The sequence below is a fragment of the Desulfonauticus autotrophicus genome (assembly GCF_055381725.1).
On record NZ_AP042395.1, the window covers coordinates 2,137,140 to 2,163,443 of the forward strand.

Annotated in this window: 27 protein-coding genes and 1 pseudogene; 25 read left to right on the plus strand and 3 right to left on the minus strand. The window is 40.7% G+C overall.

The features are described from left to right. The first annotated feature begins 2 nt into the window (after positions 1-2). The 14 genes from pheA to plsY all read left to right on the plus strand — a co-directional run bounded on the left by pheA (position 3) and on the right by plsY (position 11,973). Complete coding sequence (gene pheA / locus ACZ42F_RS12125; protein ID WP_464279182.1) at positions 3-1,088, plus strand: prephenate dehydratase; 1,086 nt, start codon at positions 3-5, stop codon at positions 1,086-1,088. Next, positions 1,078-1,758 carry a 3-phosphoshikimate 1-carboxyvinyltransferase gene (locus ACZ42F_RS12130; RefSeq protein ID WP_464279183.1) on the plus strand — a complete coding sequence of 227 codons (681 nt, stop codon included), beginning with the start codon at positions 1,078-1,080 and terminating at the stop codon, positions 1,756-1,758. The genes pheA and ACZ42F_RS12130 overlap by 11 nt, the downstream gene beginning before the upstream one ends. Next, entirely contained in the window at positions 1,740-2,396 is a 657-nt protein-coding gene (locus ACZ42F_RS12135; RefSeq protein WP_464279184.1) for a 3-phosphoshikimate 1-carboxyvinyltransferase, read from the plus strand. Before ACZ42F_RS12130 ends, ACZ42F_RS12135 begins: the two co-directional genes overlap by 19 nt. After that, positions 2,397-3,167 carry a prephenate dehydrogenase/arogenate dehydrogenase family protein gene (locus ACZ42F_RS12140; RefSeq protein ID WP_029965344.1) on the plus strand — a complete coding sequence of 257 codons (771 nt, stop codon included), beginning with the start codon at positions 2,397-2,399 and terminating at the stop codon, positions 3,165-3,167. Positions 3,168-3,257: 90 nt separating this feature from the next. Next, positions 3,258-3,803 (plus strand): hypothetical protein, encoded by a 546-nt coding sequence (locus ACZ42F_RS12145; protein WP_464279185.1) that lies wholly within the window; start codon positions 3,258-3,260, stop codon positions 3,801-3,803. A gap of 5 nt (positions 3,804-3,808) precedes the next feature. Further along, positions 3,809-4,666 carry an anthranilate synthase component I family protein gene (locus ACZ42F_RS12150; RefSeq protein ID WP_464279186.1) on the plus strand — a complete coding sequence of 286 codons (858 nt, stop codon included), beginning with the start codon at positions 3,809-3,811 and terminating at the stop codon, positions 4,664-4,666. Beyond that, positions 4,641-5,201, plus strand: coding sequence for an anthranilate synthase component II (locus ACZ42F_RS12155; RefSeq protein WP_464279187.1), 561 nt, complete (start codon positions 4,641-4,643; stop codon positions 5,199-5,201). The genes ACZ42F_RS12150 and ACZ42F_RS12155 overlap by 26 nt, the downstream gene beginning before the upstream one ends. A gap of 22 nt (positions 5,202-5,223) precedes the next feature. Continuing rightward, positions 5,224-6,225 (plus strand): anthranilate phosphoribosyltransferase, encoded by a 1,002-nt coding sequence (trpD, locus tag ACZ42F_RS12160; RefSeq protein ID WP_029965340.1) that lies wholly within the window; start codon positions 5,224-5,226, stop codon positions 6,223-6,225. Then, a complete protein-coding gene (locus tag ACZ42F_RS12165; RefSeq protein WP_029965339.1) occupies positions 6,219-7,001 on the plus strand; it encodes an indole-3-glycerol-phosphate synthase in 783 nt (260 codons plus the stop codon). Before trpD ends, ACZ42F_RS12165 begins: the two co-directional genes overlap by 7 nt. Further along, a complete protein-coding gene (locus tag ACZ42F_RS12170) occupies positions 6,991-7,614 on the plus strand; it encodes a phosphoribosylanthranilate isomerase (protein WP_029965338.1) in 624 nt (207 codons plus the stop codon). The genes ACZ42F_RS12165 and ACZ42F_RS12170 overlap by 11 nt, the downstream gene beginning before the upstream one ends. Beyond that, a complete protein-coding gene (gene trpB, locus ACZ42F_RS12175; protein WP_029965337.1) occupies positions 7,608-8,783 on the plus strand; it encodes a tryptophan synthase subunit beta in 1,176 nt (391 codons plus the stop codon). Before ACZ42F_RS12170 ends, trpB begins: the two co-directional genes overlap by 7 nt. An 11-nt stretch (positions 8,784-8,794) precedes the next feature. Continuing rightward, a complete protein-coding gene (gene trpA / locus ACZ42F_RS12180; protein ID WP_029965336.1) occupies positions 8,795-9,556 on the plus strand; it encodes a tryptophan synthase subunit alpha in 762 nt (253 codons plus the stop codon). A 255-nt stretch (positions 9,557-9,811) separates the two neighbouring features. Next, positions 9,812-11,158: a type I glutamate--ammonia ligase gene (gene glnA / locus ACZ42F_RS12185; RefSeq protein ID WP_464279188.1), complete on the plus strand. Its 1,347-nt coding sequence runs from the start codon at positions 9,812-9,814 to the stop codon at positions 11,156-11,158. A gap of 227 nt (positions 11,159-11,385) precedes the next feature. After that, positions 11,386-11,973, plus strand: a complete 588-nt coding sequence (plsY, locus tag ACZ42F_RS12190; RefSeq protein WP_029965333.1) for a glycerol-3-phosphate 1-O-acyltransferase PlsY — start codon at positions 11,386-11,388, stop codon at positions 11,971-11,973. Between the two features lie 2 nt (positions 11,974-11,975). On the opposite strand, the pseudogene hflX reads toward plsY, so the two are convergent. From hflX to ACZ42F_RS12205, 3 genes and pseudogenes are all read right to left on the minus strand, one after another. After that, positions 11,976-13,408, minus strand: a pseudogene (gene hflX, locus ACZ42F_RS12195) (GTPase HflX). A 201-nt stretch (positions 13,409-13,609) separates the two neighbouring features. After that, positions 13,610-14,203, minus strand: a complete 594-nt coding sequence (locus ACZ42F_RS12200) for an IMP cyclohydrolase (protein ID WP_464279189.1) — start codon at positions 14,201-14,203, stop codon at positions 13,610-13,612. 111 nt (positions 14,204-14,314) lie between these two features. Continuing rightward, positions 14,315-14,872, minus strand: coding sequence for a tetratricopeptide repeat protein (locus ACZ42F_RS12205; RefSeq protein ID WP_464279190.1), 558 nt, complete (start codon positions 14,870-14,872; stop codon positions 14,315-14,317). A 198-nt stretch (positions 14,873-15,070) separates the two neighbouring features. Here ACZ42F_RS12205 and flgB point away from each other — a divergent pair, with 198 nt between their 5' ends. The 11 genes from flgB to cas10 all read left to right on the plus strand — a co-directional run bounded on the left by flgB (position 15,071) and on the right by cas10 (position 26,304). Beyond that, on the plus strand, positions 15,071-15,481 hold the full coding sequence (flgB, locus tag ACZ42F_RS12210; protein ID WP_464279191.1) for a flagellar basal body rod protein FlgB: 411 nt from the start codon (positions 15,071-15,073) through the stop codon (positions 15,479-15,481). Then, on the plus strand, positions 15,481-15,918 hold the full coding sequence (flgC, locus tag ACZ42F_RS12215) for a flagellar basal body rod protein FlgC (RefSeq protein WP_464279192.1): 438 nt from the start codon (positions 15,481-15,483) through the stop codon (positions 15,916-15,918). Before flgB ends, flgC begins: the two co-directional genes overlap by 1 nt. A gap of 11 nt (positions 15,919-15,929) precedes the next feature. Next, positions 15,930-16,238, plus strand: coding sequence for a flagellar hook-basal body complex protein FliE (gene fliE / locus ACZ42F_RS12220; protein ID WP_464279193.1), 309 nt, complete (start codon positions 15,930-15,932; stop codon positions 16,236-16,238). Between the two features lie 14 nt (positions 16,239-16,252). Next, positions 16,253-17,866: a flagellar basal-body MS-ring/collar protein FliF gene (fliF, locus tag ACZ42F_RS12225; RefSeq protein ID WP_464279194.1), complete on the plus strand. Its 1,614-nt coding sequence runs from the start codon at positions 16,253-16,255 to the stop codon at positions 17,864-17,866. Then, positions 17,856-18,857: a flagellar motor switch protein FliG gene (gene fliG, locus ACZ42F_RS12230; protein ID WP_464279195.1), complete on the plus strand. Its 1,002-nt coding sequence runs from the start codon at positions 17,856-17,858 to the stop codon at positions 18,855-18,857. Before fliF ends, fliG begins: the two co-directional genes overlap by 11 nt. Then, positions 18,850-19,545, plus strand: coding sequence for a FliH/SctL family protein (locus ACZ42F_RS12235; RefSeq protein ID WP_464279196.1), 696 nt, complete (start codon positions 18,850-18,852; stop codon positions 19,543-19,545). The genes fliG and ACZ42F_RS12235 overlap by 8 nt, the downstream gene beginning before the upstream one ends. After that, positions 19,545-20,852: a FliI/YscN family ATPase gene (locus ACZ42F_RS12240; RefSeq protein WP_464279197.1), complete on the plus strand. Its 1,308-nt coding sequence runs from the start codon at positions 19,545-19,547 to the stop codon at positions 20,850-20,852. Before ACZ42F_RS12235 ends, ACZ42F_RS12240 begins: the two co-directional genes overlap by 1 nt. Before the next feature lie 3 nt (positions 20,853-20,855). Beyond that, positions 20,856-21,602, plus strand: a complete 747-nt coding sequence (gene cobM / locus ACZ42F_RS12245; protein WP_029968035.1) for a precorrin-4 C(11)-methyltransferase — start codon at positions 20,856-20,858, stop codon at positions 21,600-21,602. A 141-nt stretch (positions 21,603-21,743) separates the two neighbouring features. After that, entirely contained in the window at positions 21,744-22,691 is a 948-nt protein-coding gene (gene cas6 / locus ACZ42F_RS12250; RefSeq protein WP_464279198.1) for a CRISPR system precrRNA processing endoribonuclease RAMP protein Cas6, read from the plus strand. Positions 22,692-22,751: 60 nt separating this feature from the next. Next, entirely contained in the window at positions 22,752-23,603 is an 852-nt protein-coding gene (gene cmr1, locus ACZ42F_RS12255) for a type III-B CRISPR module RAMP protein Cmr1 (protein WP_464280268.1), read from the plus strand. Next, complete coding sequence (cas10, locus tag ACZ42F_RS12260) at positions 23,596-26,304, plus strand: type III-B CRISPR-associated protein Cas10/Cmr2 (RefSeq protein ID WP_464279199.1); 2,709 nt, start codon at positions 23,596-23,598, stop codon at positions 26,302-26,304. The genes cmr1 and cas10 overlap by 8 nt, the downstream gene beginning before the upstream one ends.

The window sequence follows — 26,304 nt, forward strand, 5'->3', positions numbered from 1 at the left end:
TTATGAACTTAGATAGATTAAAAGAAATTAGAACAGAAATAAACAAGCTGGATTTAGAGCTTTTAAAGCTCTTAAACCAGAGGGCTGAACTTAGCCTGGAAGTGGGTAAAATAAAAGCCCAGGACAAGGACTTGGTCTTTAAGCCCTTTAGGGAAAGAGAAGTCTTAAAAAATCTGGAAGAAAAAAATACCGGTCCTTTGCCCACCGAGCACTTAAGGGCGATTTATAGGGAGATTCTTTCTTCTTCCAGAAGGTTACAAAGCCCTCAAAAGGTCTATTTTTTAGGGCCAGAGGGTACTTTTTCCCATTTAGCTGGGATGGAATATCTGGGACAGAGTGCTGATTTCAGGCCCCAAAAGAATATTGAAGCTGTATTTAAGGGCGTGGTGTTCAAAGAGGCAGATCTGGGGATTATCCCTCTGGAAAATTCTTTGCAGGGCAGTGTGGGGCAGAGTCTGGATTACTTCATGCGCTATGAGGTATATATTCAGGCTGAGATTTACTTTCGCATTAGCCACTTTTTATTGAGCAAGTCTCAAAGTCTAAAACAGATAAAAAGGGTTTACTCTCATCCCCAGGCCCTGGAGCAGTGTGATGGCTGGTTAAATAGCCATTTGCCGCTGGCTGAGATTATTCCTGAAAGAAGCACTGCCCAGGCAGCCAAAAGGGTAACCCAGGAAGAGGAAAGTGCGGCTATTGGGCATAAAAAACTGGCTGAGTTATTACATTTAAATATTTTAGCCAGTCATATTGAGGATTTGAGCGACAACTGGACCAGATTTTTGATTATAGCCAATCAACCAGCTGAAATAAAAGGCAAGGAAAAGACTTCCATTGTTTTTACCCTGCCAGATAAGCCAGGTAGTTTGTTTACCGTGCTGGAGATTTTTGCCAGAGCCAAAATTAACCTGAAGAAATTGGAATCGCGTCCCTTGCGCGGGGAAAAGTGGCAATATGTATTTTTTGCTGATGTGGAATGTGACCTTACCCGGGAAGAATACAAGGAATTGCTCACTAACTTAAAAAATAATTGTCATCTGTTAAAAGTATTGGGAAGTTATCCCAAAGGAGAGTATCTTGGCAGCTAAGCAAGAACCCATAGTTTTGCAGGCCCCTTCTTCCAAATCCCTTTCCCATCGGGCCTTACTCCTGGCTTCTTTGGCTAAGGGGATTTCCCAGCTGGATAAGGTCCTGGTAAGCGAAGATATCCTCAGGACCAGGGAGTGCTTGCAGGCCCTGGGCGTGGAGATTGAAGAAAATTCTGGTGTTTTAAGGGTAAAGGGCAAGGGTAGGGATTTTCACTTTTCCTCTTTGGTAAAACTTATGGGTGGAGAGTCTGGCACTACTTTTAGATTGCTAGCTGGCCTTCTTTGTGGAGCCAGGGGAGAGTTCCTTTTTCTTCCTCAGGGAAGGATGCAGGATAGGCCTATGGATGGCCTGGAAGAGGCTGTGCAGTCCCAGGGAATAGAGTTTGTCTATCTGGAAAAGCCCAAATGCCCTCCTTTTATTTTAAAAAGCAAGGGGTTTAAATCTCCCAGGCTGGAAGTTTCTTTGGAGCAAAGCAGCCAATACTTTTCAGGGCTTATTTTGGGCGCTCTTCTGGCTGACTTTCCCCTGACCCTTGAAGTGAGCGGTAAAAAGGCCCTTTCCTGGCCTTATGTGGGGCTTACTCTGGAGGTATTAAAACATTTTGGCGGCAAATTTAAAGTGGAGTTGAAAAAGAGGGAACATTTACAGAGGTGGATTTTCGAGAAGTAAAAGAAATTCGTCCTGGAGAAATTAGAGTCACCATTTTCCCTCAAGACTTACAACCTGCTTTCTTTACGGTAGAAGGTGATTTTAGCAATGCTTCCTATTTGCTTTCCTTTGGAGCTGTGGGTCAAAAACCTGTCTGGGTCAGAAATTTAAAGGCTGACAGTTTGCAGGGGGATAAGTTTATTTTAGAGGTTTTAAAAAGAATGGGAGCAAAGGTGGAAGCGAAAGAAGATGGTTTTCTGGTTTTTCCTTCCAGACTTAAAGGGATAGAGGTAGATTTGGGGCTTTGTCCGGACCTGGTTCCCACAGTGGCGGTTCTGGCTTCCTTGGCCACCACTCCTTCTAAAATTAGCAATGTGGCTCATCTGCGCCTTAAGGAAAGTGATAGGCTTTTGGCCATGGCTACAGAAATCGCCAAAGTAGGCTGTAGGGTGGATTTAAAAGAAGATGGTCTGGAGATTTTTCCGCAGGAGTTAGAGCTTGCAGGAAAGGAAGTGGAGTTTTGTACTTATAATGACCACAGGGTGGCCATGAGCCTTAGTTTGTATAGTTTAAGGGGGTTAAAGGCCAGGTTTGATAACCCTAAATGTGTGGCCAAGAGCTTTCCGGATTTTTTTCAGGTATTGGCCCAGGTGTTATAGATGGAAAAGGAAAGGAAAAAAGTAGTTATTTTAGGAGCCAGGGGCAAGATGGGTAAGCTTTTTACCCAGCGGGCTCAAAGGTTTTATCCTGTAAAGGAATTTGACTTGCCTTTGGAGAAAAAGCTTCTGGCCAGAGAGGTAAAGGAGGCCTTTTTGGTCTTGCTTTGCGTACCCATAAAGGCCCTAGACGAGGTGTTAGAGGCGCTGGCTCCCTGTTTGCAACCACCTACTATCTTAGCTGATATTTGCTCGGTAAAAGTCATTCCCTTACAAAAGATGCACAAGGCTTATGCTGGTCCTGTTGTGGGGACCCATCCCCTTTTTGGGCCAGACCTAAAGGCAGGTTTTAGTAAAATTGCCCTTTGTGCAGAAGCAAGGGAGCAGGAAAGTGTGTCCAGGGTAGCTAAATTTTTTCAGCAATTGGGTTTTGAGACCTTTTTTACCACACCCAGGGAGCATGATTTAGCCATGGCCTATATTCAGGGGCTAAATTTTATTTCCACCCTGACCTATTTTGCCAGTTTGGAGCAAAACCTGTCCCTGGATAAATTTATGACCCCTTCTTTTAAAAGAAGGCAAGAAGCAGCAGCCAAAATGTTACAGGAAGATTTTGAGCTTTTTACGACCCTTTTTGAGCAAAATCCCTATTCTTCTACTGTGGTCAGAACTTTTAAAAACTACTTGAACCTGGCAGCAGCTGGAGAATTGGAAGTCTTAGCCCAGAGAAGCTGGTGGTGGTGGCAAGAGAAAAATAAGGGGGAAGGGCCGTAAAAAGGCAGAGGTAAAGGTGCATTAAAAAGCCGTGTCCTTCCCTCAAGGGCACGGCTTTTTAATTTGGTAAATAAAAAACACGGAGGAGGTATGATTAAACTAAAACAAAAGGCCGAGATTCTATCTGCTGATACCCAGACGCCTGTCTCTCTTTATCTGGATATCATTGGCCGCAAACCAGGAATTCTTCTGGAAAGTGCTGAAGTGGACGGCAGGCTGGGTAAATACAGCATTCTGGCCTGGGACTTTATCCTGGAGCTTAGTTGTGTGCAGGGCAAGTTAAAGGTGGAGAGCAGAGATGCCAGGCTGGATGCTTTAAAGGAATTTGATGGACTTGAGTTTATAGAAGGCCTGAGAAAGGTCTTAAATTCCCTGGAAATAGAGCCTTTGACCAAAACCAGGTACCCAGCTTTGACCAGGTCTTTAGTGGGGTATTTTGGTTATGGATTGGCTGGTCTTCTGGAGCCCAAGCTGGCTAAAGTCCTGTCTCCAGAAGAAGCCAAAACCCGTCTGGTCTTGCCAGCCAAGGTGCTCTTGTTTGAACACCTTTATCATCGCTGTGTATTTTTGACTCTGGAAGGGCATGAATCTTTGCCCAGACCCAAACGCCTGGAAGAGAAAAAGAGATACAGGTAGGAGAGGTGGAGTTTCTCTTTCCCAGGGAGGAGTTTGAACAAAGTGTGCGCTCCATTAAGGAAATGATTCGACAGGGTGAAGCTATTCAGGTTGTGCTTTCCACGCGTTTTCAAGCCAGTTTTCGGGGAGACCCTTTTACTGTGTACAGACATTTACGACTTATAAATCCTTCTCCCTATACCTTTTACATGCACTTTGAAGAGGAAACTCTGGTGGGTTCTTCCCCTGAATTGATGGTAAAGTGTGAGCAGGGAGAACTGGAACTCAGGCCCATTGCTGGCACAAGGCCTAGAGGGAAAAGCGAAGAAGAGGATAAGGCCCTAGCAGAAGATTTGTTGGCAGATGAGAAAGAGCGGGCTGAACATGTGATGTTGGTGGACCTGGGCCGTAATGACCTGGGGCGCATTGCTACGCCAGGAAGTGTGGAAGTGCGTAAGTTTATGCAGGTAGAGTATTTTTCCCATGTTATGCATCTTACTTCCTATCTTAGGTCCCAGTTAAAATCAGGCCTGGATGCTCTGGATGTGTTGGGAGCCACTTTCCCTGCAGGCACGGTTTCAGGTGCTCCCAAAATCAGGGCTATGGAAATAATAAGTCAGTTTGAACCCTTTCCCAGGGGCATTTACGCCGGAGCAGTGGGTTGGCTTGGTTTGGACAAGGACAGTGTCAACCTGGATACGGGTATTACCATTCGTACTCTCTGGTTTGAACAGGGAAAGGTCTATGGCCAGGCTGGTGCAGGGATTGTCTTTGATTCTGTGCCAGAAAAGGAATGGCAGGAGTGTCAAAATAAGGCCAGGGCAATTTTAAAAGCCCTGGAACAAAAGGGGGATACAGATGATTTTGCTCATAGACAATTATGACTCCTTTACTTTCAACCTGGTTCAGGTTGTACAAAAACTGGGTTTGGACCCTCTGGTTGTACGCAATGATTGGCCTGAGCTCTTTGCCCTGGTCAAACAGGCCAAAAAGATCATTATTTCTCCTGGACCAAGTAATCCGCAAAGAGCGGGATTTTGTCTGGAAGTGCTAAAACTCGTACCCAAAACCACCCCTGTTCTGGGCGTGTGTTTGGGCCATCAGATTTTAGGTTTTCTGGCTGGAGCCAGAGTGGATGTGGCCGACCAGGTAATGCACGGCAAAACTTCCTGGGTTTATTTTAAAGAACAGGAACCTCTTTTTGAGGGTTTAAACAATCCCACCCAGGTATGTAGATATCATTCTCTTCTGGTTTATCCAGAAGAGAGCGAGCTTCTGGAAGTAACTGCCTGGACTGAAAACAAAGAAGTCATGGGCTTGCGCTATACAGATAGGCCCTGGGTGGGAGTCCAGTTTCATCCAGAGTCCATTTTAAGCCCGGAAGGACCTAAGCTTATAGCCAATTTTTTAAAATTTTAAGGATAAAAGGGGAGGTGTAAGCATGAAAGCATATTTGGAAAAAATCGCTCAAAGACAGGACTTAACTTATGAAGAAAGCAAAGAAGTTTTCAGCAAGTTGTTTGCAGGAGAGCTGACTCCAGTACAGGCTGGAGCGCTTTTAATGGGGCTTAGAAGTAAAGGGGAAAAAGAGGAAGAAGTCCAGGGGGCAGTGGAAGTAGCCTTAAGCAAGGCCAGGCAAATACAGGGATTAACAGGGGTTTTAGTGGATACCTGCGGTACAGGTGGAGATGGAAAAAATAGTTTTAATTGCTCCACTGCAGTGGCCTTTTTCCTGGCTGACCAGGGAATTAAAGTGGTGAAACACGGCAATAAAGCCATTTCCAGTTCCTGCGGCAGCGCAGATGTGGTGGAGGCATTGGGTTTCCCTCTGGTTAAAGATGAAAACGAAGTGGTCAAAGAACTGGAAGCCAGAAACTTTGTCTTTTTATTTGCTCCCTATTTTCATCCAGCCTTTGCCCATATTGCCCCTGTTCGTCAGCAACTGGGGATAAGGACTCTGTTTAATATCATGGGGCCACTTTTAAATCCTGCCAATCCTACCCATCAGATTGTAGGCGTGCCTCAAGAGGGGTTTATGGAATTGGTGGCCAAGGTCCTGGCCAGAAAAAATTTGGTCAGGGGATGTGTGGTCCATGGAGCAATGGGCTTTGATGAACTTACTCCCTGTGGGCCCAATCAAGTTTACTGGGTAGAAGAGGGCAAGGTAAGTAAGCAAGTTTTAGACCCGGCTGAATACGGTTTTGAGCCCCTACCTGCGCAAGAACTGGTCTGTGCCAGCAAAGAAGAAGCCTTAAGCAAGCAAAAACAGGTGCTTAGAGGGGAAGGGAGTAAGGCTCTAAAGAGTATGGTGGCCTTAAACCTGGGCGTGATGTTTTATCTGCTGGAAGTGGAAGGAAAGGATTTAAAAAAGGCCTTTGCCTATGCCAGAGAAGTGGTGGATAAGGGGCTACAAAGACTTATTCCTGAGGAACAGTTATGTTAGAGCGTTTTAAAAAAGTAAAAGAAAAAGAAGTGGAGCTTCTGGCCTTAAAGGAAAAAACAGGAACTTTTCCTGCTCCGTTTCAAGGCCCAAAACCATCTTTGCTTAAGGCCCTGAGGGAAAAGAGTCCCAGGTATAAGGTTATTGCTGAATATAAGCGCTCTTCTCCTTCTAAAGGAGTTATCAATAAGCACCTGAGCCCAGAGGAAGTAGCTTGGCAATACAAGCAAGCAGGCGCTACAGCACTATCCATTTTAACGGAAAGGGAATTTTTTGCAGGGGAACTGGATTTTATTTCACGGGTTTATCCAGTGGGCTTACCTGTTTTGCGCAAGGACTTTCTCTATCACCCTCTCCAGATAAAGGAGACCTTAAGTACGCCTGCCAGGGCAGTGTTGCTTATTGTTAGATTTTTTGAAGACTTTGCCCGATTAAAAGATATGTACGAACTGGCGCTGGAAGTTGGCCTGGAACCAGTAGTGGAAGTCTTTTCCTTTGAGGACCTGGAGTTGGCCAAAAAGCTAAATCCCTTCATCCTGCAGGTAAATAGCAGGGATTTGGATTCCTTAAAGATAGACTTAACTACCTTTAAAAGGTTTATTCCGCAAAAGGAAAAGGGTGAAGTCTGGATTGCTGCCAGTGGCTTACAGGCTTTTGAGCAACTGGAAGAGTTTAGCTCTCTTGGCTATGATGCCTTTTTGGTGGGGACACACCTGATGGCTGAAGCCAGTCCCCAAAAAGCCCTGGAAACCCTTTTGGGAGGGCAGAATGCTGGTTAAGGTCTGTGGCTTGCGCCAAGCAGAAGAAGTAGAGGCCCTGGCAGAGATGGGGGTGGATTTGCTGGGATTTATCTTTTATCCCCAGAGTCCCAGATACCTTGCTCCCCAGGAAGCAGCTCAAGTGATGCCTTTTTGTTCCCAAGGCAAAAGAGTGGGCGTGTTTGTGAATAATAGGGTAGAAGAAATTGTAAACATTAGTGAAATCGCCAGGTTGGATTATGTGCAGCTACATGGAGCCCAGGACCTTAAGTTTTGCAAGGAGCTACATTTTTTGAAGTTGATTAAGGTTATGTGGCCAGAAAAGTATACCCGGGCAAAGGACCTGGAAAGGGATTTAAAACTTTTTGCCCCTTGGGTGGAGTATTTTCTCTTTGATGCTGGTGGATTTGGAGGTGGACATGGAAGAGTGATTAAACAGGGTGTTTGGGAGCAATTTCTGGCTGATTATCCCATAATCTTGGCTGGCGGGATTGGGCCGCACAACATAGAGCAGGTCCTTAAGTATAAACCTATGGGTGTGGATTTAAACTCAGGAGTAGAAATAGCACCTGGAAGAAAGGATTTAACAAAGGTAAAACTAGTTTTACAAACCATAAAGGAGTTAGCATGTTAAAGGGTTATTTTGGAGATTTTGGCGGGCAATTTGTGCCCGAGCTTTTGATTCCTCCTCTGCAAGAACTGGAAGCAGCTATGGAAAGGTTTTTATCTGATACTGATTTTAAAAGGGAGTTAAACCATTTGTTTGCCAATTATGTGGGCAGGCCAACTCCTCTTTATTATTGTCCCAACCTTTCTAAGGACCTGGGATTTAAACTGTGGTTAAAAAGAGAAGATTTGACCCATACAGGCGCTCACAAAATCAACAATACTTTAGGCCAGGCCCTTTTGACCAAGTATATGGGGAAAAGCAAAATCATAGCTGAGACTGGAGCTGGCCAGCATGGAGTGGCCACAGCTACAGCAGCAGCCATGCTGGGGCTGGAGTGTCTGGTCTTTATGGGCGCTCTGGATGTAAAAAGGCAGGCTCTCAATGTAAAACGCATGGAACTTCTGGGAGCTAAAGTGGTGGCAGTAGAAAGTGGCACCCAGACCTTAAAGGACGCCATTAATGCTGCTTTGCGCTACTGGATAAGCCATCAAAGGGATACCCATTATTGTATTGGCTCTGTGGTAGGCCCGCATCCCTTTCCCTATCTGGTCAGGGAGTTTCAATCCATTATTGGCCAGGAGACAAAGACTCAGATGCTGGAACAGACAGGCAAATTGCCGGATAAAATTGTTGCCTGCGTGGGAGGAGGCTCCAATGCCATGGGTATCTTTTTCCCCTTTTTTGAAGATAAAGAGGTGGAGTTAATTGGAGTGGAAGCTGGCGGAAGTGGAAAGGAAGGAGACTATCATTCTGCCACCTTAAATAAAGGCAATCCTGGAGTTTTACATGGCACCAGAACCTATCTTTTGCAAACCGGGGAAGGACAGATTTTACCTTCGCATTCCATTGCCCCTGGGCTGGATTACCCGGGTGTTGGCCCTGAACACACCTATTTTCAAAGTATTGGTAGAGCCAAATATGAGGTGGTGTACGATAAAGAAGCCTTAGAGGCCTTTTATCTTTTAAGCGCTAAAGAGGGTATTATCCCTGCTCTGGAAAGCTCTCATGCCCTTGCCTATGCTTTAAAACTAAAAGGGAAGCTGCCTGCAGAAACTCAGGTGGTAGTAAACCTTTCAGGCAGAGGAGATAAGGATTTGGACATTGTATTTGGCTCTGATTTTGTTCAAAGATAAGGAGATGCAAGATGAAGGAAAAATTACAGCAAGTATTTAGCCTGGCTAAAGCAGAGAGGCGTTTGGCCTTAATTCCCTTTTTAACTGCAGGTATTCCGTCTCGTGAGAGTTTTGGAAAGCAATTACAACTTCTGGCCCAGGAAGGGGCAGATATCATTGAAATTGGCGTTCCCTTTTCTGACCCTGTGGCAGATGGACCAGTGGTGGAAGAAGCTTCCTTAAAGGCCCTGGACCAGGGCGTAAACCTGGATTACATCTTTGAAGTTTTAGCTGCTACTCCTTTAGAGTCGCAAAAGGTTTTAATGGGATATTTTAACCCCTTTTATCAATATGGACTGGAAAAGTTGCTGCAAAAATGCCTTCAATGTGATATCTCTGGCCTAATTATTCCAGACTTGCCCCTGGAAGAATACTTAAACTATTTTCCTCAAGACTCTAAAGTGAGCTATATTCCGTTAATTGGTCTCAATACTTCCAGGGAAAGAATGCAAGCCTATAGCCAACTGAACCCACCCTTTGTTTACATGGTTTCAATTTTGGGGCTTACTGGCAGTGAATTAAAGGTGGAAGAGGTCTTAAGCCAACAACTAAAACTGGCCCGAGAGGTTTTTAACTGCCCTCTGGTCTTGGGGTTTGGCCTTTCTTCTCCAGAACAACTAGACCCCATAAAACAATATTTAGACGGAGTGGTCTTTGGTAGTTCCCTTATTCGTTATTTGCAGAATCAGGGAACAGTAGAAGGTTTTTTACAAAAATGGAAAATTGCCCTTTAAGAAAAAGGGCGCTCTAAGAGAGGGCTGAGGGAGAAAAGGACCTTTTTGAGTAAGAATAGGTGAAATTGTTTTGCAAAAATGTAAAAAATATTTTTAGAGGTTTGGATAGAATTTTGCAAAAATGTAAAAAAACAAACTAAATAAAAGTTAGAAAACGTGCTTGTTGTTTTAACATATTGAAATATTATGGTTTTTATTTTTTGGCATGCTCTCTGCTTAGATAAAGATAAATTTTGAAAATAAGAGGAGAAAGGTATGGCTGAACTTCCCAGATTTAACTGCAAAAATGCAGATGATGTCTTAAAAGCAGTTAAAGATTATGATGTTAGTTTTGTGCAATTTTGGTTTGTAGATGTTTTGGGTACTTTAAAGAGTTTTCAAATTACTCCCAGTGAACTGGAAGCTGCCTTTGAAGAGGGTATGGGGTTTGATGGCTCTTCTATTCAAGGGTTTTGTCGCATTCATGAAAGCGACATGGTAGCCTTTCCTGACCCTACCACTTTTCAGTTTGTAGCCTGGAGGCCCACAGAAAGGCCTGTAGCCAGAATGTTTTGCGATATCAAAAATCCAGATGGGACTCCCTATGCTGGAGATAGCCGCTATGTGCTGAGAAGAATGTTGGAAAGGGCAGCAGAAAAGGGATATACCTTTTATGTGGGCCCTGAGTTGGAGTTCTTTTTGTTTGGTAGTTCTGAAGAGCCTACTCTTTTAGATAGAGGTGGCTACTTTGATGCTCCTCCTTTGGATTTAGGCAATGATATTCGTAGGGAAATTATTTTTGCTTTGAATAAAATGGGCATTCAGGTGGAGTATAGCCATCATGAAGTTGCTCCCAGTCAGCATGAGATTGATTTGCGTTATCAAGAAGCTTTAAAGATGGCAGATGTTTCTGTCACTTATAGAGTTATAGTGAAAGAAGTGGCTAGGAGACATGGTTGTTATGCCACTTTCATGCCTAAACCCCTTTTTGGGCAAAATGGTAGTGGAATGCATGTCCATCAGTCTTTGTTTAAAAATGGTAAAAACGCTTTTTATGATCCCAAAGACCAATATCACTTAAGTGAAGAATGTAAATCTTATATCGCTGGCATATTGAAACATGCTCCAGAGATTACCGCTATTTGTAATCAGTGGGTAAATTCTTATAAGCGTTTGGTTCCCGGGTATGAAGCTCCTGTGTATGTGGCCTGGGCTAGAAGGAATAGGTCTGCTTTGGTCAGAGTACCCATGTATAAGCCTGGAAAAGAAGCTGCTACCCGCATAGAACTTCGTTCTCCAGACCCAGCCTGTAATCCTTACCTGGCTTTTGCCGTCATGCTGGCTGCTGGTCTTAAGGGTATTGAAGAAAAATATGAACTACCTGCTCCAGTAGAAGAAGATATCTTTGAAATGAATGTGGCTGAGCGCGAAAAACACGGAATTACCAGTTTGCCTGGTAGTTTAAATGAAGCCATTGAAGCCATGGAAAAGAGTGAAGTGGTCAAGGATGCCCTGGGTGAGCATATCTTTAACCAATTCATTGCCAATAAAAAGGCTGAATGGGATAATTATCGCATTCAGATTACTGAGTATGAATTGAAAAAGTACTTGCCCTTGCTTTAAACAACTAAAAAAACAAACATTCTTACAGGGCTAACTTTTTTAAGTTAGCCCTTTTTTTGTTTAACATCTTGATTTTCTTTCTAATCTTTTTAGTTGCCAAAGCCTTTTTTTCTTTTTAATCTAAAAAAGTATTGACTCGAAATGTCTTATCTAGTTAGAAAAAAATAAATTAAAAGAGCAATAATTTTAAAATTAATTAAATCAATAAGTTAAGTTTGAGGCGAGTTATGTTATATGTGGTGTGGTGGATATTGGCCTATTTGGTGGGAGCTTTTCCCTTTGGACTGCTGGTGGCTCAAGTTTTTTGTCGTTTAGACCCCAGAAAGGCTGGGAGTAAAAATACTGGAGCTACCAATATTGCTCGTTTGTGTGGGCTAAAGTATGGGCTTTTGGTTTTGGCTCTGGATTTATTAAAGGGTTTTTTGCCTGTTTTTGCAGGCTATTATCTTTCCAATTCACCCTGGTTTTTATCCTTAACTGGATTGGCTAGTATTGTGGGGCATATGTACTCTGTCTATCTTTATGGCAAGGGTGGTAAGGGAGTTGCCACTACTTTAGGGGTGTACCTGGCTTTATTTCCTCTTTTTACCTGCTTTGCTTTACTTCTTTTTGCCCTGGTTATTTGGATTAGTGGTTATGTTTCAGTTGGGTCTATTATTTTTGTAACCACTGTGCCTCTTTTATTGGTGTTTAGTCCTAAGATAGCCTATGTTCCTTTGACCATTGTCGTGGCCATGCTGGTTATTTTTAAGCACAGGGAAAACATAGAAAGGCTTATTGCGGGCACAGAAAAGAGTTGGCGTAAGAAGGTTTAAGCTTAGAAAAGTTTTCTAAAGATTATTTGCATCAGTTCTTCCAGTCCTTCCTTGTGCAAAGCAGAGATTTTTACTGCTTGAGGATATTGGTTGGCCAGGAAGTTTTTGCTTTCTTCTTCTAGTTTATCCCACTTATTGAGAATTAGGATTTTCGGTTTATCCTGGAGCTCTAGATCTTTTAAAATATTTTCCACTGCTTGAATTTGCTTGGCCAGATGGGGATGACTGGCATCTGCCACATGCAAGAGCAAATGGGCAGGATAGAGTTCTTCTAAGGTGGCAGAAAAGGCTTCTTTTAGTTCTTGGGGCAGGTTTTTGATAAATCCCACTGTATCGGTGAAGACGATTTCTCTGTCCTGAGGATAGCGCATCTTCTTGCTGGTAGGGTCTAAAGTGGCAAAGAGCTTATTTTGAGCCAATACCTGGCTTTTGGTTAAGGTGTTTAAAAGGGTAGATTTGCCCACATTGGTATAACCAATAAGGGCTACAATGGGGATTTCGCTTTTTTCTCTTAAAGAGCGGGCAGTTTTGCGTTGTTTTTTTATCTGATTTAATTCTTCTTCTATTTTATTGAGACGAGTTCTGATTTTACGGCGATCCAGTTCCAGTTTGGTCTCACCAGGACCTCTTCCACCTATGCCGCCAGTGAGCCTGCTTAAGGCTCTATTTTGTTTAATTAGCCTGGGTAAAGTGTATTTTAGTTGCGCCATTTCCACCTGTAATTTCCCGGCTCTACTTTGGGCGTGTTGAGCAAAGATGTCTAGAATGAGTTGGGTTCTATCAATGACTTTGCGCTCTGTAATGTTGGTTAGGTTGCGGAGTTGAGATGGCGAAAGTTCTGAGGCAAAGACCAGGATACTTGCTCCTTTTGCAGGGCAAGTACTTCCAGCTCTGCTAATTTATTTTTACTTAAGATATGAGCAGGATTAACCTTTTTTACTTGCTGGATAAAAAAGCCTCTTACTTCTAGCCCTGCAGTTTGGGCCAGGGCCTTTAATTCTTCTAAGGTAGCCTCCTGTTCTTTTTTGGGCGCAGAGTCTACGCTAATAAGGAGAGCTCGGTTTTCCTCTAGTACTTCTGAAGTTTTGGCACTGGTTCGTTCCAACTCTTCTTCCAGGCTTTTTATTACTTCTTTGGGATTGAAGTCTGCCTGATCCCAGGGAAGAAGAGAACTTATGCTATACATTTGTTCCTGCTTATTGGCAGGTAATATGTGGGCATAGGCATAGGATTTAGGATAACCTTCTTCGCTTACTGTGAGGACCTCTATACTATCTAGACGCAAAAAGATCATGTCCATGAGATCTTCCTGGTCCAGTTCCTGTTCTTTTAGGTGGGTATGCAGAAGCCTAAGACCACTTAAACGGCTTTGATTATGTCTTACTTTTTCTAAAAAGGGGATAAGGATACCCCTGTTATCCCCTACAATAACCATTTCTACGCTGCCTTTGCGGTTGATAATCAGGCCAATCTGTCTGTTGATTTTTTGACTTAAATAGGCCAGTTCCCTGGCCTGTTCTTTGCGAAAGGGTTTATCTTCTGGAAAGCGCCTGGAATATAGACGGGAGAGTTCTTTGACCTCGCTGCTTTTAAGTCCGCTTAAATTTCCTCTAACTCTGGCTATGACCGGTTCTCCTTAAAGATGTTTTTGTAAGTAAGAGGCTATCATGGCGTCGTACTTAGAGGTCATTTCAAAGGTATAGGCGGCCATTTTGAGCCTGAATTCAAGGCTGATACCCTGGTGGGTTTCCCATTCTTTTTGAAATTCTGGATAGAACTTAGGATGGGGAAGTACACAGACAGAATGAAAGTTTTTGACTCCTGCTCGAAGTAAAGTAGGACCGCCAATGTCTATTTGCTCTATGGCTGCCTTTAAATCAAGGGAGTTTTCCACGGCCTGGGCAAAATTATAAAGATTTACGCAAATGAGGTCAAAAAAATCCAGAGCAAGCTCCTGTAGGGTCTTTACATGCTCAGGATTATCCTTGTCTCCCAGTACCCCAGCATGAATATGGGGATGGAGAGTTTTTACTCTGCCGTTTAAGATTTCAGGGAATCTGGTAATTTCACTGACAGAAGTTACCTTTATCCCTGCTTCTTCTAGAACTCTTTTGGTGCCTCCTGTGGAGACAATTTCTACGCCTTGAGCCTGTAAAAAACGGGCCAATTCAGCTAGATTGCTTTTATCCGTAACACTTAGGATAGCTCTTTTAATAGGTAAAACTTCCATTTCTCCCCCTTTTTTCTTGAAAACTGCCAAAAAAAGGCCGCCCAAGCAAGAATTTTCTGCCCCAAAAGGGCAGAAAATTCCTAAGGGGAGGAGAAACAAAAAAGTTTTACCTTATAGTTTGGCCAGCAGTTCCTGAGCGTTTTTATTTCCTGGGTCCTGACTTAAAATGGTCTCCAGTTCTTTTTGGGCCTTTTCTTTTTCTCCCAGGGAGTAAAAACAACCCGCCAGAGTATACCTAATTTCAATCTTATTTGGGTCCAACTTTAAGTAATTTTCCAGATAGGCAATACTTTCTTTAACCCTATTTAAAGTATAGGCCGCCTGTACCAAGCCATAAAGGGCAATGAGGTTTTCTGGGTTTAACTTGAGGGCCTGTTGAAAAAGTTCAAAGGCCTTTTCCTGGTTGTTGGCTTCTACTTCTAACAGCCCCAAACCAGCATAGGGTTTGTCATTGTCCTTTTCAGCTTCCAAGGCCTTTTGATAAAATTCTTTAGCTTTGTCTAGCTCTCCCTTCTGGACATAAATAGTAGCCAGACCCAAATAGGGATCAGCATGTGTTCCATTGGAAGAACAGGCCTTTTCATAGTATTCTTCGGCCTTATCCAACTCGCCCATAAACAAATAACATTCTCCCAGTTCTTTGTTGATTTCATAATCTAAATTACTCATGGTTCTCCTCCGAAAAAGGTTTCTCGGATTAATAAAATGCATCATTTATGCCAGGAATCTAATGAAAGGGTTGGTTTTTGCAGTCTATCTGGGAAGAAGTTTTTTGGGATTGAAAGAAGAGAAGCTAAGTAACTTGGTGCCTGGGAATAGCTGGAACGCAAGTTGCAATAAATAGTGCAAAAAAGTGTGAGGTGGGTTATGAAAAGCCTTTTTTCAAGTCATTTTAACTGGGTGGAAAAGGCCATGGATTTACACCTGGTTCGTCAGAATATTGTCGCTTCCAATTTGGCCAATATAAATACGCCTGGTTATAAAGCCAAAAAGGTGGAGTTTGAAGAGGAATTGCAAGCCATGCTCAAGGCTGAAGAGAACAAGAGTATAACCCGGACCAATCCCAAGCACTTGCCCGTTGCCTTTGACCCCAACAAGGTTAGCCCTACCTTACTAAAGAGTCTGGAGCCAAGAGTGGTTCAGGGAGAAGATAGCGTAGATTTAGATAAGGAAATGGCTTTAATGGCTAAAAATGCCATGATTTATGATACCCTGGCCCAGGTAATGAAAAAGGGCTTTGAAGGAATGAAAAGTGTAATTACGGAGGGATCTAAGTAATGGATTTACTGACTGCTTTAGAAATAGGTGCCTCTGGCCTCAGTGCTGAGCGCACTCATTTAAATGTCATTTCCATGAATCTGGCCAATGTGAAGACTACCAGAACTCCAGAAGGTGGCCCTTATAGGCGCAAGACAGTACTTTTTGAGACTAAGCCCGTGGATACTCCCTTTGCCCAAGTAATGGCTTCTGCTTTAGATAGAGAAGTAGAAGGAGTTCAAGTTAGAGCTGTAGTCAATGACAACCGCCCTTTAAAACGGGTCTATGAGCCCGGACATCCAGATGCTGATGAAAATGGCTATGTCTATTATCCAGATATTAATGTGGTAGAGGAAATGGCCAATTTAATGACGACTCTTAGAACCTATGAGGCCAATGTTTCTGTGATTACTACAGTGAAAAGCATGTATAACAAGGCCCTGGAGATAGGCCGTTAGAGGGGTAAGCTATGTCCAAAATAAATCCTTTAGGGCTAAAAGCCTACTTGCAAACACAGGAATTATTTGAAGAAAAATCTAAAAAAACCTCTTCAGAGGGAGATTCCTTTACAGCTACTTTAAAAGATTCTCTAAAAAAGGTTAATGATTTGCAGGAAGAGAAGGAATCCATGATAAAAGCCTTTGCTGCTGGAGAAAAACAAAATGTGCACGAACTTATGATAACTTTACAAAAAGCAGGTATTGCGATGCAGATGACTACTGCTGTACGCAATAAAGTGCTGGAAGCTTATAAAGAAATTATGCACCTTACTTTCTAATTTAGGAGAAAAGAATGCCTTCTTTTATTGAAAAGAGTATAGAGCAGATCCGCAATTTGTGGGATAAAAGCACCACAGCCCAGAAAATACTGTACGGGGGGATGATTTTTTCCTTAATAGTAGTTGGAGTTGTTTTAATCTGGCTGGTGCAAAGTACTACCTATAAGGTTTTGTACTCCAATCTTTATCCTGAAGATGCTGCAAGAGTTGTAAGTATTTTAGAGAAACAAAAGGTAAGTTATAAGCTAAAAGACAATGGAACCACTATTTTGGTTCCAGAGGATAAGGTCTATAATTTAAGACTGGCTATTGCCGGACAGGGAGTTTTACATGGTCAGGGATTGGGTTTTGAACTGTTTGACAGTAACAAATTGGGCCAAACTGATTTTGTCCAGAAAATAAACTATCAAAGGGCCTTACAAGGTGAATTGGCCAGGACCATTGCTGAATTTTCAGAGGTAGATAGCGCCAGAGTTCACCTGGTTATGCCGCAGAAGAGTCTGTTTATTGAAGAAAGTGAGCCACCTTCTGCGTCTGTGGTCTTGAAATTAAAACCAGGTGCAAGCCTTTCTCAGGAACAAATAAGAAGTATTGTCAATTTGATTGTTACTGGCGTACCCGGGATGGAAGCAGAAAGAGTAACTATTGCTGATACCAGAGGTAAGATTTTGTATGAGCCCAAGGAAGAAATTATAGAAGGCCTTACTTCCACTCAACTGGAATATCAGTTAAATTTTCAACGCAATCTGGAAAAGCGGATAGAAGAACTCTTAGCTCCTATCGTGGGAGGAAGAAACAAGGTTATTGCCAAGGTAAGTGCTGAATTAGACTTTAGCCGCAAAACCATTCACAAGGAAATTTACGACCCTGACAGTGCCGTGGTCAGAAGTGAGCAAAAAACTGAAGAAAATAGTCGAGGCACTACCAATTTTCAAGCTGGATCTCCTGAGCCTGCCTATAATGCAGCAGGTACAGCAGGTACAGGAACTACCCAGGAAACTTCTAGAACCAGTTCTTTGACCAATTTTGAAATCAACAAAGAAGAACAACAGATCATTGCTCCTGTGGGCGAGGTAAAGAAACTGAGTGTGGCTGTGGTGGTAGATGGTCAATATATAAAAGATGATCAGGGTAATTTTGTTTACCAGCCTTTACCTGCAGCTACCCTGGATCGCATTCGGGCTTTAGTGGAAAATGCCATTGGGTATGATCGGGCTAGAGGAGATCAAATTGAAGTCAGTAATCTTTCCTTTGGTGCTCCAGAAATAGCTAAGGGTCCTTCTTTTCTGGAGAAATTCCTGAACTATTTCCGCATTATTGGTAAGCCCTTGTTAAATACTTTAATTGTCTTGCTCTTTATTCTCCTGGTGGTTAGACCAATAGTTATGGCCATCTTAAAGCCCAAGGTGACAGAAGAAGAGATAGAAGAAGTGGGAGAGCTTCCAGAAGAGAAACCTGCTCTGGCCTTGGAAGACCTTTCTCCTGAAGAAAGAGAGGCTCTGGAAGTTCAAAAACGCATAGAAGACCAGGCTGCTTTGGCCAAACAACTGGTTGCTGATGACTTTGACAGGGCCTTTAAAGTGGTTAGAAAGTGGTTAAAAGAGGAGGGTAGTCAGGTTGGCCGATAAGCTTAGCGGAGTCCAAAAAACAGCTATATTGCTTTTAGCTCTAGGGGAAGAATTTACTACTGAGGTATTCAAGCGCCTGGATAGGCGAGAAATAGCCAAGATTTCCAAAGCCATGGTGGAAATGGAAAGTGTGCCCAAGGAAACAGCTGAAGAGGTATTAAAAGAGTTTAATGAGGCCCTTACTGTAAGCAAGGAAATGCTTTTGGGCGGAGTAGATGTGGTAAAGAAACTGATGAGCAAAGTGGATGAAGAAACAGCCAAGTATGTAATCGATTCTTTAGAACTGGATTCCGACCAGATTCCCTTTAGAGAGCTTACCAATGTAAGCCCCAAGATTCTGGCTCAGATTTTAAGGAATGAGCATCCTCAAACCCTGGCTTTGATTATTGGTCATTTACCTCCAGAACACGGAGCAGACCTTATTGCTCAGCTTCCCCCTGGAGTTAGGCCAGAGGTATTAATGCGGTTGGCTAAGTTGGAGTCTGTACCAGAGGATATGCTTTTAGAAGTGGATAAGGTTTTACAGAGTCAGCTTATAGCTATTGGAGCTAAGGAAGGTAAGAAAGTGGGTGGCGTCCAGGCTGTGGCTGAGATCTTAAATGCTGTAGAAAGAAGCATTGAAGAAGAAGTAATGAGTGAAATTGAAGAGGAATCTGCTCAATTGGCTGAAGAAATCAGACAACTTATGTTTGTTTTTGAAGATATTTTACAACTCGATGATAGGGCAGTTAGAGAAGTACTTAAAGAAATTAGTAATGAAGACCTTACCTTGGCCCTTAAGACTGCGTCTGAAGAGCTTAAGGAAAAGTTTTTCTCTAACTTATCTGAACGTGCAGCCAATATGATTAGAGAAGATTTGGAAATTATGGGGCCAGTTAAGCTTTCAGAAGTAGAGGCAGCTCAGCAAAATATTGTAAAGGTGGTTAGAAGGCTGGAAGCTGAAGGCAGAATCGTAATTGGCGGTAAGGGTGGTGGAGATGTCCTTGTCTAGAAAAGAACTTGGTTTTGGCAAAGTAATTGTGGGGTTGGAAACCAAAAGTGTGGAAGAAGTAGAGTATAAACCCACCTATATTCCACCTGAAGAAGTAGAAAGGAGAGTTTTAGCTGGAGCAAAAAAAAAGGCCAAGGAAAAGGCCAAGGAGATTTTAAACCAGGCCTTAAGAGAAGCTAAGGCTATAAAGGAAAAGGCCTTTCAAGAAGGATATCTTGAAGGGCAAAAACAGGCCCGGGCTGAGCTGGACAAATTAAAACAGGACTTGGCTCAAAAGTGGATAACCTTTTTTGATTCTCTAGAGCAGGAAAAACAAAAGATTTATGCGGAATATAAGGAAGATTTGCTTTTACTTTTGCGCAAAGCCGTTCAAAAGATAACCTATGTGGTTTTAAGTGAAGAAAAGAATAAAATTTTGGAAAATTTTTTAAAGGAAGCTGTGGATTACATTCAAAATAAAAAGGAAGTGGTGGTTAAAATAAATCCCCAGAACAAAGAGTTGGTCCTGGAAATACTTGAGAGTATAAAAAAAGAATATCCTAGCTTAAATGTCTGTCAGGTCAAAGAAGACGCTTCTTTAGAAGACTGTGCTGTAATTGTGGAAAATGGTAATGGCCTGGTGGAAAACAGGCTTTCTTCCAGATTAAAACAAGTTGAAGAAATTTTAGCCAAAATTGAGTTGAAATAATGCGCATCTCTTCCTGTTTGGAATTTATTGATAAAATGGATCTGGCCACAGTGTATGGTCGGGTGAGTAAAGTTATTGGTCTGGTGGTAGAAGGCCAGGGTATTAAGGCTGCTCTGGGCTCTACCTGTCAGATTCTTTCGGAAGACAAGAGTACTTCTTTGCCAGCAGAAGTAATTGGCTTTAAGGATAACAGGGTTTTATTTATGCCCTATGGAGATATGCGGGGCATTGCCCCTGGAAGTTTGATTAAAAACTCTGCCCATCCACCGCTTATCCCTGTGGGAAAAAAGCTTTTGGGCCGGGTTATTGATAGCTTTGGCAATTTTTTGGACGAAGGGCCGGAAATAAGCCTTTCTTCCTTTTATCCTCTTTACAACAATCCCCCTTCTCCCCTGGAAAGGCCACGTATCTCTGAACCGCTAGATGTGGGTATTAGGGCTATTAATGGGTTGCTGACTTTAGGAAAAGGCCAGAGAGTTGGTATTATGGCTGGTTCTGGAGTGGGCAAAAGCACTCTTATGGGCATGATGGCCAGATATACCAAGGCAGATGTAAATGTTATTGCCCTGGTGGGTGAACGGGGAAGAGAAGTAAGGGAGTTCATTGAAAAGGACCTGGGAGAAGAAGGACTGAAACGCTCGGTTTTGATTGTGGCCACTTCTGACCAGAGTCCTCTTCTTAGAATGCGGGCTGCTTATGCTGCTACCAGTGTGGCTGAATATTTTCGAGACCAGGGGCTGGATGTGCTTTTGATGATGGATTCAGTGACTCGTTTTGCCATGGCAGCCAGAGAAGTGGGTTTGGCAGCAGGTGAGCCACCTACTACCAGAGGTTATACTCCTACGGTTTTTGCCCATTTGCCCAGACTGTTGGAAAGGGCAGGTACTTCCAATAAAGGAACTATTACAGGTATTTATACAGTTTTAGTAGAAGGAGATGATTTTAATGAGCCTGTGGCTGATGCTGTACGCTCCATTTTGGATGGGCATATTGTGCTTACCAGAGAGCTGGCAGACCAGGGACATTATCCAGCCATTGATGTTTTAAAGAGTATTAGCAGGCTTAGAAGCGATGTCACGCCCAAAGAAGTCTTAAAGGCAGGGCAGAGGTTTTTGTCCTTGCTGGCCACTTATAAACGAGTGGAAGATATGATAAATATAGGCGCCTATGCCAAAGGCAGTAATGCTGAAATTGATTTGGCCCTAAAGTTGATTGACCCCATGAACAATTATTTGCGTCAGAATGTTGACGAGCACTCCCCTCTTGAGGCAAGCTTTCTGCAACTACAGCAGATGATGGTTGCTTAACATATGTCTTATCCTATTTATTTTGTGGGCGCTGGGCCTGGAGACCCCGAACTTATTACCCTTAAGGCTAAAAAACTTATAGATGAAGCTGAGCTTATAGTCTATGCGGGCTCTTTGGTGCCAGCTAGCTTGTTTGAAGAGAGTAAGGCCAAAGAGATAGTCAATAGTGCCCCTTTAACCCTGGAGCAAATAATTGCTTTGCTGGAAAGAGGTTATAAAGAAGGCAAAAGGGTGGTGCGAGTGCACACAGGAGACCCCAGCCTTTATGGGACCATCCGGGAACAAACCCGGATTTTGGCGGAAAAAAATATTCCCTATGAGATTGTGCCTGGCATAAGTGCAGCCTTTGCCCTGGCAGCCAGAGCAAAGGTGTCCTTTACCTCTCCAGAAGCCAATCAAACCCTCATTTTGACCAGAGTTTCTGGCAAAACTAAGGTCCCTGAGGAGCAAGATCTGGAGCGCCTGGCTCAAAGTAAAAGCTCTCTGGCTATTTATCTATCTGCAACTAAGGCAACAGAAATACAGAAAAAACTTTTACAAGCAGGCTATCCAGAAGATAGTTTGGTGGTTATTGGTTATAGAGTAGGCTGGCCAGATGAAAAAATTATTTATTCCAATTTAAAAAATTTACTTCAAGATTATAAACTTTTTAAACAAAAACGACAAATTTTATTTTTAGTTATACCTAAACAGGAACTACTTAATTCCTGTCTTTATTCTGCAGAATTTTCCCACCTTTTTCGAAAATAAATATTTGCCAAATATTTATTTTCCCCCTAATTTTTTTCTTTTTGATTATAAGCTGAAGTATAAAAAATAGGTTTATATTGTTGACCTTTGTTTTATAATTTTATACTGGGTTATAAATTTTTTATTTTGGGAATATACCTAATGGAGTGGTTAAAAAAGATATACTTTTTACCTTTATTGTTTAAGTTTAAGGCAGAAGAAGAGGTCCTTTTGCCTGCCTATAAAGGAGCTACCTTTAGAGGTGGATTTGGGTATACTTTTAAGAAAAGTGTTTGTGCGCTTAAGTCTGTGGTAGATTGCAAAGATTGCTTGCTTAGTTCAAACTGTGCGTATGCTTATGTCTTTGAGACTCCCAGGCCTAAAGATGCTCAGATTATGCGTAAATATGAGCATGTCCCACATCCTTTTGTACTATGTCCGACTTTAAGCAGGCATAGATTGGTAAAGGCAGGTGAATGCTTGGAAGTGGAGATGGTGTTAATTGGCAAGGCTATAGAATATTTGCCCTACTTTATTTTGGTTATGAATGAATTGGGTAAAGCCGGTCTGGGCAAACACAAAGGTAAGTGTACTCTCCAAGGGGTGAGTGTTTTGGGAAAAGAAGTCTTTAATTATGAAGAAGCCAAAATTAAAAAAGTGACCCCTTTGAGCTTACAGGATTTAAAAGAAGTAAAATCTGATAAGATTGATTTAAGCTTAAATTTTGTTACTCCGCTAAAACTGCAAAGGAATAGTAAGATAATAAGAGAAAACTTAACTTTTCAGGATATTTTTCGTTCTTTATTGCGTAGAATTTCACTTCTTGCTTATTTTCATTGCAAGGTTAAAGAAGATGAATTAGAAGTAGAAAAATTTTCAGATTTAATTACTAAATCACAAGAAATAAAAGTTATAGAAGATAAAACCATTTGGGTTAATTTAAGTAGGTTTTCTACTAGACAAAAACAAAAGATACCCATTGGGGGGTTAGTTGGAAAGATAAGTTTTACAGGAGATATTTCTTCTTTTTGGCCTTTTTTAGTGTTGGGAGAGTATTTGCATGTAGGGAAAAATACAAGTGTAGGTTTGGGAAAATATATTTTAATTTAAGGAGGAGGTAATGGTTTTTTATATTGGTAGATATAAAGGAATAGAAAAAAAGAATACAATATTGAAGTTGTTACGCCCATGTTTTTGGGAGGAAATGAAGGCAGAAAAGCAGAATTGAGGGTGCCGCCATTTAAAAGTTTGATGAGATATTGGTGGAGAGCTATAAATCCGCATTTGGTAAACAATAATAATGATTTTGAAAAATTAGCTAAAGGAGAAAGTTCAATTTTTGGCGATAGCGGCGATATAGGAAAAAGTAGAGTAAAAATAAAATTGGAAAGTAAAAATTTTCAACCTATACAAATAAATCCGTTGCCACATAAGGAAAGGGTTAGATTTCGTTTCTCAGCTATACCTTCAGGACATCATTTTAAATTAATTCTGATTGGTCCAGAAGAAATTCACTATCTATTTAAATTTGTATCGTATGTGGGAGGTGTAGGAAAAAGATGTAGACGTGGATTTGGGAGTTTTAGGATATTAAATGATGATATTTCAATTAATGTAATGAGTTATTTGTTCAATTTACTAAAAGATAAACTCAAAAATGATAATTATGAGTACGTGACTAATGAAATTAAACTTAGGATTGATGTAAAAGATGGTTATCCTTTTTTAAAAAGGATTAGTCTTGGCTCTGAAAGTGGAGATTTTAATAAACTGTTAATAAAAATTGGAGAGGCATCTCATAAATATAATTCAGATTATACAGGATATGTAAAAAAAGTAAATAATAAATCTTATAGATTAGCATCACCTGCGTATATTACAATTGGAATTAATAAAAATAAGAAATATCAAATCATTATCAGTGAGTTTAACTTTTCTTCAGATATATATAATAAAGTTGATAGAGATGAGTATCAAAATTTCATTAACCATCTTAGTATTAATGAGGTGTCTTATGATTAAAAGAGAAGATAATTACTGGAATAATAAATTTTGGGCATATATGCATGACCCTTTTGATAAGTGTTTTGATATAAAAAGGCATGTGGAGCGGGCTAAAAAAATTGTTGACTTATTTGGAGTGACTCCCCCCAATAATGATTTTTGGAAAAAAGCAGATGGTATTGCTTCAGGTTTTGAGCGAGGTCAGATAGTAGGATACTCATCAGATGAAGAAAAAAGTGGTGCGGTGGATTTTACTAAAAGTCCAGTACTTACTCATCCTACAGGAGAGAAAGCTCAAATAACAGTTAATCTAGAAGATGTTGATGGAGAGCAAATTTTCCAAAGTTTAACTGACTTTATAAAAAAAGAAATCGGGGTAAGACCTGGAGAAGGTGGATTTTCAGATAGATTTAAAAATGATCCAAAGAAATTCGCAATAGCTCGTTTTTTTTATACTCATTTGGTTTTAAGATTTAGGCTTGCTACTGAAAATGTGGGAGGGATTGGTGCCCTATGGCATAGATTGCCTGCTGATACCAGATTTCCAGATCATTCTATATGGCAACACAATGCCCTGGTTTCGGCAATCCAATCTTGTTTTGACCTTGGTGGAGACGATGATTTGGGCATGATGGTGTTTAGCATAACTCCAGTTCAGGGGTTTATTGAAAATGCCAGAAAGCTAAGAGATTATTGGGTAGGTTCTGTATTTTTATCTTATCTTGCCTTTGAAGGCATTAGATGGATAATGGAGAATTTAGGCCCAGATCATGTTCTCTATCCTTCTCTTATAGATCAATTTTTAGTTAATAAGTATTTAGAGAAAGAGTGGAAGATTTATGAAGTAAGAGATTTTCTAAATCAAGAGTCTGAAATAGCTTCTTTCCCTAATAAATTTTTATTTCTTGTACCTTTTAGTAAATCAGAAGACATTGCAGTAGAAATAAAAGAATCTATATTAAATTCATGGAAAAACATTTATTTAAAAGTTGTTGAAGAGTTGTATTCAAGGATAGAACTAAGTGAGGACGAAAAAAAATATATTAAATTTTTATTTAAACGACAAAATGAAAATTTTTGGGAAATAAAATGGGCTTCTATTAGAATGCTTAAGATAAGTGATCAAAAAGAGATAGTACAGCTTTTACCTGAAAAGGCATATAAAGGGAATTTTACATTATTCCAATATTTTTACGAAATGATTAAAAATAAACCAAATTATGAAAAATCTGGGATAGGAGTATTGTATTCTGTATCTCATACGCTATGCCAGGCAGCTTTAGCTGCAGAAAAAACAAAGAAAATAGTTGCAAGAGAAGATGAACCTGGGGAAAAGTGTCATATGTGTGGTGAATTTGAGGTTTTGCATTCTAAAAAATATAATCAAGATATGTCTGCCAATGAGTATAAAAAATACATTGACTCTTTTTGGAATAAAGTAAGAAGTGCATATGGAGGAGATAAAAGTACAGATTTTAAAAAAAATGAGCATCTTTGTTCCATATGTTTAACAAAAAGACTAGCTCCTTACTCCATAAAAGAGGATGAAAAACATATTCTACAAAGCACATTTAGTAAAGTAGAAGAAGGTTTTCCAAGCACAACCTATATGGCTCTTAATGAGTATTTTAAGCGAGAAAATGTTACAGATTACAGACAAAAGATAAAAATAGCTCAAGAAATACATGAAGAAGAGAAGGACATAGATAATCAGGATTGTTATTACGCCATTTTATTAATGGATGGAGATAGTATGGGTAAACTTGTAGGGGGAGAGACTATAGCTTCTACCTGGGATTCCATAATGCATCCAGAAATTAAATCCAAAATAGAACAGGGTAAGATTGAAAAGATTTATTCAGAAAATTGGAAGAAAATCTTTCGTGAGGTACCTAAACGTAATTTAACTCCATCAATACATGCTTCTATTTCTGAATCCTTGGGAGACTTTGCCATATATGGAGTAGCAAAGATAGTGAAAAAATATGAAGGTAAACTCATATATGCTGGTGGAGATGATGTTTGTGCAGTACTACCTATGGATAAGGCTTTATTAGCTGCAGAAGAAATTAGTAAATATTATAAATCTGCTTTTAAGGTAATTTATAATGAAAAAGATAAAACTATAAGCGAAGATATAAAGGATAGTTTTAATTTGAGGCCTGGTAAACTATCTGTAAATCTAGGTAAGGGGAAAGATATTTCTATTTCAGCAGGTATTCTTATTTGTCATCACAAAGCAAGTTTAAAACACATGATTAGAGAAGCAAATAAATTGTTGAAAGATAAAGCAAAAAAAGAAGGAGGAAGAAACGCTGTTGCTATACAACTAAAAAAAAGAAGCGGAGGAGATAGATTTTTTATTAGCAAATGGGATGATGATAAATTGGAAGCATTTAAAAGAGTGGCTAATAATATTGGAACATCTTTATCCAAAAGTTTTGCTTATAAATTGGCAGCATTAGAAAATGGTATTTATTCTATAATAAATCTAGATAATGAAACAGAAGATAAAAAAATGGATTTGTTAGATAGTTTTATAGATAAACAACTGAGCAAATCTAGCAAAAAAATAGAAGAAATTAAGAGAAAGAATTTAGCAAAGGATATTAGAAAAATAATTTTATATGAGAAGAAAGATAAAAATGGGAAAGAATTATTATTTTCTAATGATCCTCTGATAATAGCGGGATTTTTAAATAGAAAGCAGGAGGATTAA

Bases quoted from the DNA above. Each gene is read 5' to 3' on its own strand.
- pheA (WP_464279182.1), top strand. From the start codon at position 3: ATGAACTTAGATAGATTAAAAGAAATTAGAACAGAAATAAACAAGCTG.
- ACZ42F_RS12140 (WP_029965344.1), top strand. From the start codon at position 2,397: ATGGAAAAGGAAAGGAAAAAAGTAGTTATTTTAGGAGCCAGGGGCAAG.
- ACZ42F_RS12145 (WP_464279185.1), top strand. From the start codon at position 3,258: ATGATTAAACTAAAACAAAAGGCCGAGATTCTATCTGCTGATACCCAG.
- ACZ42F_RS12155 (WP_464279187.1), top strand. From the start codon at position 4,641: ATGATTTTGCTCATAGACAATTATGACTCCTTTACTTTCAACCTGGTT.
- trpD (WP_029965340.1), top strand. From the start codon at position 5,224: ATGAAAGCATATTTGGAAAAAATCGCTCAAAGACAGGACTTAACTTAT.
- ACZ42F_RS12165 (WP_029965339.1), top strand. From the start codon at position 6,219: ATGTTAGAGCGTTTTAAAAAAGTAAAAGAAAAAGAAGTGGAGCTTCTG.
- ACZ42F_RS12170 (WP_029965338.1), top strand. From the start codon at position 6,991: ATGCTGGTTAAGGTCTGTGGCTTGCGCCAAGCAGAAGAAGTAGAGGCC.
- trpB (WP_029965337.1), top strand. From the start codon at position 7,608: ATGTTAAAGGGTTATTTTGGAGATTTTGGCGGGCAATTTGTGCCCGAG.
- trpA (WP_029965336.1), top strand. From the start codon at position 8,795: ATGAAGGAAAAATTACAGCAAGTATTTAGCCTGGCTAAAGCAGAGAGG.
- glnA (WP_464279188.1), top strand. From the start codon at position 9,812: ATGGCTGAACTTCCCAGATTTAACTGCAAAAATGCAGATGATGTCTTA.
- plsY (WP_029965333.1), top strand. From the start codon at position 11,386: ATGTTATATGTGGTGTGGTGGATATTGGCCTATTTGGTGGGAGCTTTT.
- ACZ42F_RS12200 (WP_464279189.1), bottom strand. From the start codon at position 14,203: ATGGAAGTTTTACCTATTAAAAGAGCTATCCTAAGTGTTACGGATAAA.
- ACZ42F_RS12205 (WP_464279190.1), bottom strand. From the start codon at position 14,872: ATGAGTAATTTAGATTATGAAATCAACAAAGAACTGGGAGAATGTTAT.
- flgB (WP_464279191.1), top strand. From the start codon at position 15,071: ATGAAAAGCCTTTTTTCAAGTCATTTTAACTGGGTGGAAAAGGCCATG.
- flgC (WP_464279192.1), top strand. From the start codon at position 15,481: ATGGATTTACTGACTGCTTTAGAAATAGGTGCCTCTGGCCTCAGTGCT.
- fliE (WP_464279193.1), top strand. From the start codon at position 15,930: ATGTCCAAAATAAATCCTTTAGGGCTAAAAGCCTACTTGCAAACACAG.
- fliF (WP_464279194.1), top strand. From the start codon at position 16,253: ATGCCTTCTTTTATTGAAAAGAGTATAGAGCAGATCCGCAATTTGTGG.
- ACZ42F_RS12240 (WP_464279197.1), top strand. From the start codon at position 19,545: ATGCGCATCTCTTCCTGTTTGGAATTTATTGATAAAATGGATCTGGCC.
- cobM (WP_029968035.1), top strand. From the start codon at position 20,856: ATGTCTTATCCTATTTATTTTGTGGGCGCTGGGCCTGGAGACCCCGAA.
- cas6 (WP_464279198.1), top strand. From the start codon at position 21,744: ATGGAGTGGTTAAAAAAGATATACTTTTTACCTTTATTGTTTAAGTTT.
- cas10 (WP_464279199.1), top strand. From the start codon at position 23,596: ATGATTAAAAGAGAAGATAATTACTGGAATAATAAATTTTGGGCATAT.